Here is an 11,275-nt window from a genome sequence, read left to right as displayed (position 1 = left end):
ACCTTGGGGAATATCGTGCTGTACGCGGTGCCAATCATGTTGCTCGTCCTTCCGATATCTTATTGGTTGCCAAGTAACTATGTACTACTGTTCGTCGTACTTTTCGTCGGCCAGATCATTGGCGCATTCCTGCTGGTTTTCGTGGAGCGCCGCAGAATCAGTGAGGCAGCACAGCAAAACAGATGATGTTCCATGCTCGTCGGTGAGACCCAATGTCCGGGCAAGTGCGCGACATAGGCTTCTCGAGTCCGATAGTTAATCTTGCAACAAATTGATATTGCTAGTTTTTTTTAAACGCTTATATGGATGCCTCCCAGTTTGGCAAGCTGATATTTGATTTATACTGGCATTAGTTCATGCAGTCGCTAACATGGGGGGAAATTAAGGAGCCAGACGATATTGCGCAATTTATAAAGAAGATGCGTGATATGGGCTGTAAATTTATGCCGGAATAATCACTGTGGTTGCTGTTTAACCATTGGAGTGCTCCGCAGGAGGTTGGGTACCGGGCACCAGATAGATCGCTTCCTGATCGTCAGGCATTTCGGCGAGTTCCTCCGGGGTCAGGCGCGCGTAGACTTCCAGGTTGTAACCGGTGGGGTCGCGCAGCCAGAGTTCATGGAGGGGCGTGCCCCGCCAGGTGGTGCGGGGTGGCTTGACGATCTCGGCACCAGCGGCCTTGGCGCGGTGGTAGCTTTCGACGACCGCCGCGCGGTTGGATACACCCAAGCCCAGGTGATAGAGGCTATAGGTGTCCAGTGCTTCATTTTTATCGTTGACCAGCAGCACCAGGTTCAGGCGCAAGTGGGGCACGATGAAGGTGCTGTAGCGTGCCGTCTGATCCTTGGCTTCGACACCGAGAAACTGCACGTAAAAATCGGTACTCGCCGCGAGGTCAGCAACGCGGATGCTGATATGAAATTCTTGGGGATCAACGATCATGGACATCGCGATGTGCTCCGTAGAATGGGGTGGCTCAGGGTTCCAGGCTGCCAATACGGGCCAGTTCTGCACACAGTTGTGCAGGGTCTTTTTCTATGAGACCTGCCACGGGCAGTTGGCACATGGCCTCAATGCGATGCCGCAAAATACGGTAGGCCGTGTCGAAAGCGGCTTCGATTTCGGCTTCGCTGCCGGTAGCTTTGGCAGGGTCTTCCACACCCCAGTGGGCGCGGATGGCCGGTCCCAGATACGCCGGGCAGGTCTCGCCGGCGGCACTGGCGCAGACGGTAATGACGACGTCGGGGGTGACGGCGAGATCATCCCAGGACTTGCTGCTGAGCCCTTCAGTAGAAAAACCCTCCCGCTGCAGCAAGGCCAGCGACCGGGGATGGACATACCCTGCAGGATGGCTGCCCGCACTGACGGCGTGCATGGCCGGACCCGCCAGGGCATTGAAGGTGACCTCGGCGAGAATGGAGCGGCAGGAGTTGCCGGTGCAGAGGAACAAAATTTCCGGTTTTTTCATGGCAGATTTCCTGGTGGGACGATAGGCGATGTGGATACTTCCGCATGCGTTATGGCGCATTCCTGAGTACCGCGGCAGCAATTTTCAGTGAGATAGGCCACTAAAGCGCGAACCACGGGCATGGCCGCGCGATAGCGTTGGTAACGCCCCTCCCGCTGCACCGTGACCAGTCCTGCATGCTGCAGTGACTTGAGATGAAAAGAGATGCTGTTGTGCGCCTGCCCCAGATGCTCGGCAAGCTCACCAGACACCAAGCCTGCGGGTTCCTGCTCCACCAGGAGCCGGAAAATATCCAGCCGTACCGGCGACGCGAGTGCCTCCAGGTAGATCACAATCTGATCCCGTTGTTCTGCCGTGTCCATAAATCAACTCCCGAACTTTCGTTGCAGTATTGACAGGAACTGGTAGCTCGTCAAGACTACGAGCCAAATTTTCTGCGGAGTAGCCGATCCATGCTGGCGGTACTGATCTTTCTGGCAACGTTGATATTGGTGGTCTGGCAACCCAAGGGGCTGAGTATCGGTTGGAGTGCCATGGGCGGTGCGGTGCTGGCGCTGGCAACCGGCGTCATCACCTGGAGTGATATCCCCGTGGTCTGGCACATCATCTGGGATGCCACTTTTACCTTTGTGGCGCTCATCATCATCTCGCTGATTCTGGATGAAGCGGGCTTTTTCCACTGGGCGGCGCTGCACGTGGCGCGCTGGGGCGGCGGGCGGGGGCGACTTCTGTTTCCGCTGATCGTCATCCTCGGGGCGGCCATCGCTGCGGTCTTTGCCAATGACGGCGCGGCCTTGCTCCTGACCCCGATTGTGATGGCCATCCTGCTGCAACTGGAGTTCACCCCGGCCGCCACCTTTGCCTTTGTCATTGCCACGGGATTTGTGGCCGATACCACCAGCCTGCCGCTGATGATCTCTAACCTGGTGAATATCGTCAGCGCCAATTATTTCAATATTTCGTTTGTTCGCTATGCCCTGGTGATGGTTCCGGTGGATCTGGTGGCGCTGGCGGCGACGCTGCTGGTGCTCTGGATCGCTTTTCGGCGGGTGCTGCCGCAGCATTACGGCACGGCGCATCTCCCGGAACCGGCAACAGCGATCAGGGACCATCTGGTGTTTCGCGCCAGCTTTCCGGTGCTGGGCCTGCTGCTCATCGCCTATTTTGTCACCGCGCAGTGGCAGGTGCCCGTCTCTGTGGTCACTGTTACGGGCGCCTTGATTCTGCTTGCTCTGGCGGGCCGCTGGTTTCGGGGTGGACGCGGCGCCCAGATTTCCGTACGTAAGGTTTTGCAGGATGCGCCCTGGAAAATCGTGGTTTTCAGTTTGGGTATGTACCTGGTGGTGTATGGGCTGCGCAATGCCGGACTGACGGCCTATGTGGCGCAGGCCCTGCACTGGTTTGGCACCCATGGGCCGGTCGCCGCCGCACTGGGTACGGGTTTTCTGGCGGCATTGCTCTCATCGATAATGAATAACATGCCCGCGGTGCTGGTGGGCGCGCTGGCTATCCATCACGCGTCTGCTGCGGCGGATCCCATGGTTCGCGAGATCATGGTTTATGCCAATATCATCGGTTGTGATCTGGGTCCCAAGTTTACACCCATCGGCAGTCTCGCCACTTTGTTGTGGTTACATGTGCTGGGTCGCAAGGGGGTCACCATCACCTGGGGCCAATATATGAAGACCGGACTGCTGATCACACCGCCGGTGCTTTTGGTGACTCTGCTGGCACTCGCCTGGTGGCTGCCATTGATTTAAGGAAAAAGCCATGACGGATACATTGCCAAATATCGACCCGGCGCTCTTGCGGATTCCCGTTTCGGCGAACTTTAAAAGCGGGACCGAATGTCTGGGAAAACCGCGCGTGCTTCTGCTGTATGGTTCCAATCGCGAGCGTTCCTACAGCCGTCTGATGGTGGAGGAGGCCGCCCGGCTGCTCCGCCTCTTCGGGGCAGAAACCCGCATTTTCAATCCCTCCGGGCTGCCTCTGGCCGATGATGCGCCCGATACCCACCCGAAGGTTCAGGAGCTGCGGGAAGCCGTGCTGTGGTCGGAGGGACAGGTCTGGTGTTCGCCGGAGCGTCACGGTGCCATGACCGGGGTATTCAAATCGCAAATCGACTGGATCCCCCTGAATGCCGGGGCGGTGCGTCCCAGCCAGGGCAAGACCCTCGCCCTCATCCAGGTCTGCGGTGGATCCCAGTCTTTCAACGCGCTGAACCAGATGCGTATTCTGGGTCGTTGGATGCGCATGTTCACCATTCCCAACCAGTCTTCGGTGCCCAAGGCCTTCTGGAGTTTGACGAGATTGGGCGGATGAAACCCTCGGCCTATTACGACCGGCTGGTGGATGTGATGGAGGAGTTTATGAAGTTTACTCTGTTGTTGCGCAACCATGCCGAGTATCTGGTGGACCGCTATTCGGAGCGCAAAGAATCCGCCGAGGAGTTGTCCAAGCGAGTGAATCAGCAGGAAATCTGAGCGCGAATCAGGGGTTTTTCTGTACGGTCTAATCATGGAGCCTTGAAAAAACTCTTTCCTATCCTGATATAGCTAACATGAAGATGTTGGCCTTATAGCGGCCAGGGAGAGTGCTTCATGAATCTCGTCAGACCAGCGGCGGTGGCCGGCATGTTTTATCCTGCCGAGGCTGCTGTTTTGCGGACCGAAGTAGAGCGTTTACTGGCCGGGGCTGAACATGCCGATGAAGCGGCCGCTGCCTCGTGGCCCAAGGCCATTATTGTCCCCCATGCGGGCTACATCTACTCGGGAGCGGTGGCCGCTTCCGGTTACGCCCTGTTGGCCACGGGGCGGGGGCGCATCCGTCGGGTGGTACTTCTCGGGCCAGCGCATCGCCTTCCATTTCGCGGCCTCGCCCTGCCTGGTGTTCAGGCCATGCAAACGCCGCTGGGTACCGTCGCGGTGGATCAGGCGGGGGTGGAGGCGCTGGCCGGGTTGCCCCAGGTCCGGGAAATGCCGGCCGCGCACGCTCAGGAACATGCCCTGGAAGTACAATTGCCTTTTATCCAGGAGGTGCTGGGTGACGTCAGCGTCGTCCCGCTGGTGGTGGGCGATGCCCGACCGGACGAAGTGGCCCAGGTTCTGGAGAAGCTCTGGGGTGGCGAGGAGACGGTCATCGTCATCAGTTCCGATCTTTCTCACTATCATCCCTATGCCGAAGCCCGTGCGATAGACCACCATACGGTGGAGGAAATATTGCGCTTCGATCCCATGCCCATCGACCACGAGCAGGCTTGCGGCGCCACGCCTATCAATGGCCTTCTCCCGGTCGCCCGTAAGCACCACCTGCACCCACGTCTGGTGGGGCTGTGTAACTCGGGTGATACGGCAGGGTCCCGTGATGCGGTGGTGGGCTATGCCGCAGTCGCTTTTTACGGAGAGAGCCATGACCATGCATGAAGGTGACGAAAAGATCGGTGGGCTTCCGCCGGAAGCCGGGGAAATCCTGCTCGATGTAGCCCGTGCTACGATTACCGGGGCGTTGGGTTTGCCCGCTGAGTTTGCGGCTGTGCCGAACTGGGCGCAGCAGCCTGGTGCGACTTTTGTGACGCTGACCGGACCCCAGGGCTTGCGAGGCTGCATCGGCAGCCTGCAAGCCTATCGTCCCCTCGGGGTGGACCTGCGCGCCAATGCCCTGGCGGCGGCCTTCGAGGATCCACGTTTTCCGCCGCTGGCTGTAGCGGAGTGGTCACAGGTGCGGGTGGAAGTTTCATTACTCTCTGCGCTGCAGCGGATACATTTTGACAGCGAGGAGAGCCTTTTGGCGCAAATTGACCCCCACCGGCATGGGTTGGTTCTCACTTATGGTTCGCGTCGTGGCACCTTTCTTCCCCAGGTGTGGGAAGAGCTTCCCCAGCCACGGGAATTTCTGCGAGCGCTCAAACGCAAGGCGGGTTTGCCTGCAGATTTCTGGGCCGGAGAAATAGAAGTGTATTGGTATACGGTGGAGAAATGGCGTGAAGAACAGACGCCAGGGAGGAGGGGCAATGGATAAGGAGACGCTTATAACGCATCCGGGCCGCTACTGGCATAAACTCGCCGATGGGCGCATTCAGTGTGACCTTTGTCCGCGCGACTGCCGTCTGCAGGAAGGGCAACGCGGGGCTTGTTTCGTGCGAATGCGGAAGGGCGACACCATGGTCCTCACCACCTATGGTCGCTCCTCGGGTTTTTGTATTGACCCCATCGAGAAAAAACCCCTGAATCATTTTTATCCCGGCAGTAGTGTGCTTTCTTTTGGCACAGCAGGCTGTAATCTGGCCTGCAAGTTCTGCCAGAACTGGGATATTTCCAAATCCCGCGAAATGGACCGGCTCCAGGACCAGGCGAGTCCCGCAGGCATCGCGGCAACCGCCCAATCGCTGGATGTCAAAAGTGTGGCCTTTACCTATAACGATCCGGTTATTTTTGCCGAATACGCCATGGATACGGCGGATGCCTGCCATGCCGTCGGCGTCAAGACCGTGGCCGTTACCGCCGGTTATATCCATGCGCAGCCGCGAGCGGAGTTTTTCGCCAAAATGGACGCAACCAATGTCGACCTTAAGGCCTTTACCGACGAATTTTACTTCAAGCTGACCGGAGCGCATCTCGCCCCCGTGCTGGAAACACTGGAGTATATCGTCAAGGAGACCCAGACCTGGCTGGAAATCACCACGCTGCTTATTCCGGGCCATAATGACTCCGAGGCGGAAATCCGTGCGGCGGCGGAGTGGATGATGGGGCATCTGGGTCCCGACGTACCGCTGCATTTCTCCGCTTTCCATCCCGACTACCGGATGCCGGATGTGCCCGCCACACCGGCAGATACCCTGGTGCGGGCACGCCGCGTGGCCATGGAGACGGGTTTGCATTACGTCTATACCGGCAATGTGCATGATCAGGAGGGCGATACCACTTTTTGTCCCGGATGCGGGGCGGCATTGATCGTCCGCGACTGGTATCAGATATTGTCATATCACCTGACTCCGGAGGGGCATTGTCCCCATTGCGGCCACCGTATTGCCGGGCATTTCGAGGCCAGACCGGGGCGTTTCGGGCGCAAGCGCATTCCCCTGCGCGTCGGGGCCTGAAGAGGGCCGTGTCCCTCCGGATTCACTGCATCCGGTGGCGGAACAACCAGGCCGCGGCGGTCATGGAACTCAGGGCGATCAGGGCCAATGGCCAGTATTGCGACCAGAGTTCGTGAAAGCCGTCGCCCTCCAGAAAAACCCCGCGCACGATCACCAGGAAGTAACGCATGGGATTGATATAGGTGAGATCCTGCACCAATTCCGGCATGTTGGCGATGGGGGTGGCGAAGCCGGAGAGAATGATGGCGGGCACCAAAAAAAGAAATACCCCCAACAGACCCTGCTGCTGGGTGACGGCGAGCGATGAGATCATCAGCCCGATGCCGATGGCGGCGAGCAGGAACAGCGCCATGCCCAGCGCCAGCGCCAGGATGCTGCCGATGAAGGGTACCTGAAACCAGAAAACTCCCGCGAGGATGATAAAAACGCCTTCCAGCGCGCCAATGATGAAGCCGGGCAGCGCCTTGCCCAGAAGAATTTCCAGGGGATTCAGCGGGGTGACGAGCAACTGATCGAAGGTACCCTGCTCGCGCTCCCGCGCTACGGACAACCCGGTCACCAGCAGGGTGACCACCAGGGTCAGTAGAGCGACAATGCCTGGCACTATAAACCAGCGGGATAACAGATTAGGGTTGAACCAGGAGCGAACCACCAGTTGTGCCGGAGGCTTGCCCCAATGGTGGGTGGCGGCCCAGTGGGTGTCGAAAGACAGGATGACACTGTTGACGTAATTGAGGGCCAGGGTGGCGCTGTTGGAGTTGCGACCGTCAATGATGACCTGTACGGATGCCGGGTGATGCAGCAGCAGGTCGCGGGTGAAGTTCGGACCGATCTGCAGTACCAGCAACACTTTCTGATTGTTGATCAGGGGCGCGATCTGGGCATTATGGGTAATAATCGCCACCTGCTGAAAGGCGGGGGAGCCCTGAAAATGTCCTAATAACTCTCTGGACGCAAAACCGGAATCCTGATTGTAGACTGCGTAGGGGATATGATTGAGATCGAAAGTCGCGGCATAGCCGAAGACCAGCAACTGAATCAGAGGCGGACCGATCAGCACGAATCGGCTCTTTTTGTCTCGCAGCAGAGCGAGGAATTCCTTGATCACCAAAGCCCAGACTCGCGCCAGCATCAGTCCAGCCTCTTGCGAGAACGACGCAGGGTGGCGCCGAGAAAGAAGGTCGCCATGAGTGCCAGAGCCAGGCTGTTCCAGAGAATGACGGGCCAGACGTCACCGGCGAGGAAGAGGGTCTGCAGAATAGTGACGAAGTAGCGGGCGGCCACGATATGGGTGATGACCTGGATAGCCGTGGGCATGGACTGGATATCGAAGATAAAGCCCGAGAGGATAAAGGCCGGCAGGAAGGTCACGATAATGGCGATTTGACCGGCCACGAACTGGTTGTGGGCAGCGCTGGAGATCAGCAGTCCCATGCCCAGCGCCGCCAGTAAAAAGAGCGAGGAGCAAAGCAGCAGGACCCAGAAGCTGCCCACCAGAGGGACGGCGAAGAGCCAGACCGCCAGCGCCACGGACAGGAGCATGCCGCCCATACCGAGAAAGAAATAGGGGATGAGCTTGCCGAGGAGGATCTCCCCCATGGTCACCGGACTGGCCATGAGGGCTTCCATGGTGCCGCGCTCCCATTCCCGGGCCACCACCAGTGCTGTCAGCAGAGCACCAATGAGGGTCATGATCACGGCAATGAGCCCCGGTACCAGATAATCGCGGCTGCGCAGAGCCGGATTGAACCAGATACGGTCCTGACCGGTGACCGGAATGACCAGCGCGGCCCCGGCGCTAGCAGCGCGTTGTTGCAGCCACGCCTGCCAGACACCCTGCAGGTAACCCTGCAAAATGCGGGCATTATTGGCATCCTTACCATTGACGAATACCCCGATGCTGGTGGTGTCCCCTTGCAACACCTGACGGCTGAAGTCGCCGCGCAGCCAGAGAATACCGTCGGCTCTGCGCGTCATCACTGCCTGTCGGGCCGCTTGAATACTGCCATAGATCTGTGGCGTGAAGTAAGCCGACTGCTGTAGCCCGCCGATAAAGGCGCTGGTTTCCGCACTGGGCTGGTCCACCACCACGGCCACCGGCACATGGCGCGCGTCCAGCGATACGCCATAGCCAAAAAGAAAAAGCAGAAACACCGGCATGACAAAAGCGATGGCAATGGCGGATGGGTCGCGCCAGATCTGGATGAACTCCTTGCGAATCAGGCCGCGCAGGCGCTGGAGCTTCATGATGCTCTCCGGATCTGGCTTTCGTGTTCCTGAATGAGATGGATGAAGGCCTCTTCCATGCTCGGCTCGGGGTGTGCCGGATCTTTGGCCTGATCCCGTATTTCCTGGGGGCTGCCCTGGGCCAGCACCTCGCCCAGAGACATCAGGACGAGTTGGTCGCAATATTCGGCCTCGTCCATGAAATGGGTGGTGATCAGCACCGTCACCCCGCCTTCGGCCAGGGCATTGATGCGCTGCCAGAATTCGCGGCGGGCGAGGGGATCCACCCCAGAGGTGGGTTCGTCCAGGAAGAGAATGGGCGGTTCGTGCAGGAGGGCGCAGGCCAGGGCCAGGCGCTGCTTGATTCCGAGGGGTAGGTCGTCGACATTGACATTGCGATAGTCGGCCAACTGGAATTCCCGTTGCGCCCAGTCCAGACGCGTTTGTCGCGTCTTGCCGCGCAGCCCGTAGGCCGCCGAGAAGAAGGCCAGGTTCTGATCAGCGCTGAGGTTGCCATACAGCGCAAACTTCTGGGCGACGTAGCCGATGCGGCCCCGGGCCTGGGCGGTGGCATGGCGCATATCCACTCCGGCAATCTGCAGGGTGCCGGAAGAAGCGGGGAGCAGGCCGCAGAGCATGCGAAAGGTGGTGGTCTTGCCGGCGCCGTTGGCGCCCAGCAGGCCAAATACCTGGCCTTTGCGAACGGTGAAGGTGTTGCCTTTAACCGCCTCGAACTTGCCGTAGAACTTGCATAGGTCGCGCACTTCCACTACGGTTTCTGCTTTCTGGTCCGTGGGCGGGGCGGCGGATGGAGGGTCGGACATGATTTCGGCATCCGGGTCTTCGGGGGCACCTAACAGGTCGACAAAGGCATCCTCAAAGGTAGGTGCCGCAATCTGCCAGTCTTCCCCCGCCACGGCATGGGGTCGGGTATCCCGGCAGAGCACGCGCACGCCTTCGGCGAGGATGCGCGCGTCCTGGACGCTGGCCCGGTGTTGCAGGGTTTCCCGCAGGTGGCGTTTGCTCACCACTGCCTGGGTGACTAGAAAACAGCGCCCGTTCAGCGGTTGATGGAAGGCCGCGGGGCTGTCCTTTTTCAGGAGCTTGCCCTGATGCAGCAGAATGATTTCGTCACAGCGCTCCGCCTCATCAAAATAGGCGGTGCTCATGAGCACCGTGACGCCCTGTTCCTTGAGCCCCTGGATGATTACCCAGAGTTCGCGACGGGCAATGGGATCCACGCCCACCGTCGGCTCGTCCAGGAGGAGCAGTTGCGGGGCACGCAGCAGGGCGCAAGCGACGCCGAGCTTTTGTTTCATGCCACCGGACAGCGCTCCGGCGCGCCGGGCACCAAAGGGGCCGAGTGCGGTGAGTTTGAGCAGTTCCCGCTGGCGGGAAGCAGCCGCCACCGGCGTTAATCCCTGCAAATCGGCGTACAGGTCGAGATTCTCCTGTACCGTGAGATCTTCATAAAGACCAAAGCGCTGCGGCATATAACCGATGGCGGTCTGCACCTGTCTCGCCTGCCGACGGGTATCGGCGCCGAGGACGGATATCGTGCCGCTGTCGGGAATCAACAGCCCGGCGGCAAGGCGCATCAGCGTGGTTTTGCCGGCGCCATCAGGGCCTAAAAGGCCGGTGATGGAACCTGGGGGAAGGCTCATATCCAGGTTGTTCAGCGCTTGCACCCGGTCTTTGCCGCGGGCGAAGCTTTTGCTGACCTGACTGAAACGCAAGGTCGTGTCGGTCATGGTTCAGCGTCCGCAGACGTTCGTGTTCCGATTCTGTGGCGGGTTATTTCGGAGCGGAATCTGCACCGTCACGGGCATGCCCAGGCGCAACTGGTGCCCGGGATTACAGGCATAAATACGCACCCGATACACCAGCTCGGTGCGCAGTTCGGTGGTCTGTACGGTCTTGGGGGTGAATTCAGCCGTGGGCGAAATAAAGCCGACCCAACCCGCGAAATGCTTTCCTGGAAAAGAATCACTCTCGATGTTGGCCTGCATGCCGAGGCGCACCTGCCCCAGCGATTTCTCGGGCAGATAGGCACGTACCCAGATGGGATTGTCCAATGCAAGGGTAAAAACGGGCACCTGTGGACTGGCCATATCCCCCGGTTCGAGGATGCGGTCCTGTACCACGCCCTCTTGCGGCGCGAAGAGTTTGGTGTCCGCCAGTTGGCGCTGTGCCAGATGCAGAGCGGCCTGCTCGGCGGTGAGCTGGCTGCGGGCAGCGGCAATGTCTTCTTGGCGCGGCCCTTTGATCGCCAGGGTCAGGCCCTGTTGGGCGTGATCCAGATTGGCCCGGGCGGTTTTCAGGGCGGCGGCTGCATTATCCAGATTCTGCTTGGGTACATATTGCTCAGCAGCCAGCGCCTGCTGCCGGCGCCAGGTGATTTCCGCATTGGCCAGGGTGGCCTGAGCGGCGGCGGCGTTCGCCCGGGCTTCAGCGATTTCTTCGGGACGGGAACCAGCCAGCAGGCG

14 protein-coding genes are annotated in these 11,275 nt (G+C 59.5%); 7 read left to right on the top strand and 7 right to left on the bottom strand.

Annotation, left to right across the window (positions count from 1 at the left end; translation table 11 throughout):
* The coding region (locus tag AC2VNK_RS02295) for a hypothetical protein (protein WP_486882662.1) at positions 1 to 186 on the top strand (186 nt) is incomplete at its 5' end.
* A gap of 285 nt (positions 187 to 471) precedes the next feature.
* Here AC2VNK_RS02295 and AC2VNK_RS02290 read toward each other — a convergent pair.
* The 3 genes from AC2VNK_RS02290 to AC2VNK_RS02280 are packed head-to-tail and all read right to left on the bottom strand — an operon-like array spanning position 472 to position 1,830.
* Positions 472 to 948, bottom strand: coding sequence for a VOC family protein (locus AC2VNK_RS02290; RefSeq protein ID WP_291524944.1), 477 nt, complete (start codon positions 946 to 948; stop codon positions 472 to 474).
* Between the two features lie 28 nt (positions 949 to 976).
* Positions 977 to 1,468 carry an arsenate reductase ArsC gene (locus AC2VNK_RS02285; RefSeq protein ID WP_291524942.1) on the bottom strand — a complete coding sequence of 164 codons (492 nt, stop codon included), beginning with the start codon at positions 1,466 to 1,468 and terminating at the stop codon, positions 977 to 979.
* On the bottom strand, positions 1,465 to 1,830 hold the full coding sequence (locus AC2VNK_RS02280) for an ArsR/SmtB family transcription factor (RefSeq protein ID WP_291524940.1): 366 nt from the start codon (positions 1,828 to 1,830) through the stop codon (positions 1,465 to 1,467). The genes AC2VNK_RS02285 and AC2VNK_RS02280 overlap by 4 nt, the downstream gene beginning before the upstream one ends.
* Positions 1,831 to 1,920: 90 nt before the next feature.
* Here AC2VNK_RS02280 and AC2VNK_RS02275 point away from each other — a divergent pair, with 90 nt between their 5' ends.
* The 6 genes from AC2VNK_RS02275 (at position 1,921) to amrS (ending at position 6,563) form a co-directional block, all read left to right on the top strand.
* Complete coding sequence (locus AC2VNK_RS02275; protein WP_291524938.1) at positions 1,921 to 3,228, top strand: arsenic transporter; 1,308 nt, start codon at positions 1,921 to 1,923, stop codon at positions 3,226 to 3,228.
* 10 nt (positions 3,229 to 3,238) lie between these two features.
* Positions 3,239 to 3,790 (top strand): arsenical resistance protein ArsH, encoded by a 552-nt coding sequence (gene arsH / locus AC2VNK_RS02270; RefSeq protein ID WP_486882661.1) that lies wholly within the window; start codon positions 3,239 to 3,241, stop codon positions 3,788 to 3,790.
* Positions 3,787 to 3,951, top strand: coding sequence for a hypothetical protein (locus AC2VNK_RS02265; protein WP_486882660.1), 165 nt, complete (start codon positions 3,787 to 3,789; stop codon positions 3,949 to 3,951). Before arsH ends, AC2VNK_RS02265 begins: the two co-directional genes overlap by 4 nt.
* A 117-nt stretch (positions 3,952 to 4,068) precedes the next feature.
* Complete coding sequence (amrB, locus tag AC2VNK_RS02260) at positions 4,069 to 4,890, top strand: AmmeMemoRadiSam system protein B (protein ID WP_486882659.1); 822 nt, start codon at positions 4,069 to 4,071, stop codon at positions 4,888 to 4,890.
* A complete protein-coding gene (gene amrA / locus AC2VNK_RS02255; RefSeq protein ID WP_486882658.1) occupies positions 4,877 to 5,485 on the top strand; it encodes an AmmeMemoRadiSam system protein A in 609 nt (202 codons plus the stop codon). Before amrB ends, amrA begins: the two co-directional genes overlap by 14 nt.
* A complete protein-coding gene (gene amrS / locus AC2VNK_RS02250) occupies positions 5,478 to 6,563 on the top strand; it encodes an AmmeMemoRadiSam system radical SAM enzyme (RefSeq protein WP_486882657.1) in 1,086 nt (361 codons plus the stop codon). Before amrA ends, amrS begins: the two co-directional genes overlap by 8 nt.
* 22 nt (positions 6,564 to 6,585) lie before the next feature.
* Here the strand turns inward: amrS and AC2VNK_RS02245 are convergent, their stop codons facing one another.
* From AC2VNK_RS02245 to AC2VNK_RS02230, 4 genes are all read right to left on the bottom strand, one after another.
* Entirely contained in the window at positions 6,586 to 7,695 is a 1,110-nt protein-coding gene (locus AC2VNK_RS02245) for an ABC transporter permease (protein ID WP_486882656.1), read from the bottom strand.
* A complete protein-coding gene (locus AC2VNK_RS02240; protein ID WP_486882655.1) occupies positions 7,695 to 8,810 on the bottom strand; it encodes an ABC transporter permease in 1,116 nt (371 codons plus the stop codon). Before AC2VNK_RS02240 ends, AC2VNK_RS02245 begins: the two co-directional genes overlap by 1 nt.
* On the bottom strand, positions 8,807 to 10,540 hold the full coding sequence (locus AC2VNK_RS02235; RefSeq protein WP_486882654.1) for an ATP-binding cassette domain-containing protein: 1,734 nt from the start codon (positions 10,538 to 10,540) through the stop codon (positions 8,807 to 8,809). Before AC2VNK_RS02235 ends, AC2VNK_RS02240 begins: the two co-directional genes overlap by 4 nt.
* A 3-nt stretch (positions 10,541 to 10,543) precedes the next feature.
* On the bottom strand, positions 10,544 to 11,275 hold a 732-nt coding region (locus AC2VNK_RS02230), incomplete at its 5' end, for an HlyD family secretion protein (protein ID WP_486882653.1).

This window comes from Acidithiobacillus sp. TH-A35 (genome assembly GCF_057473505.1).
Note: the sequence above shows the minus strand (reverse complement) of the source record. Positions and strands in the feature narration are given on the sequence as shown.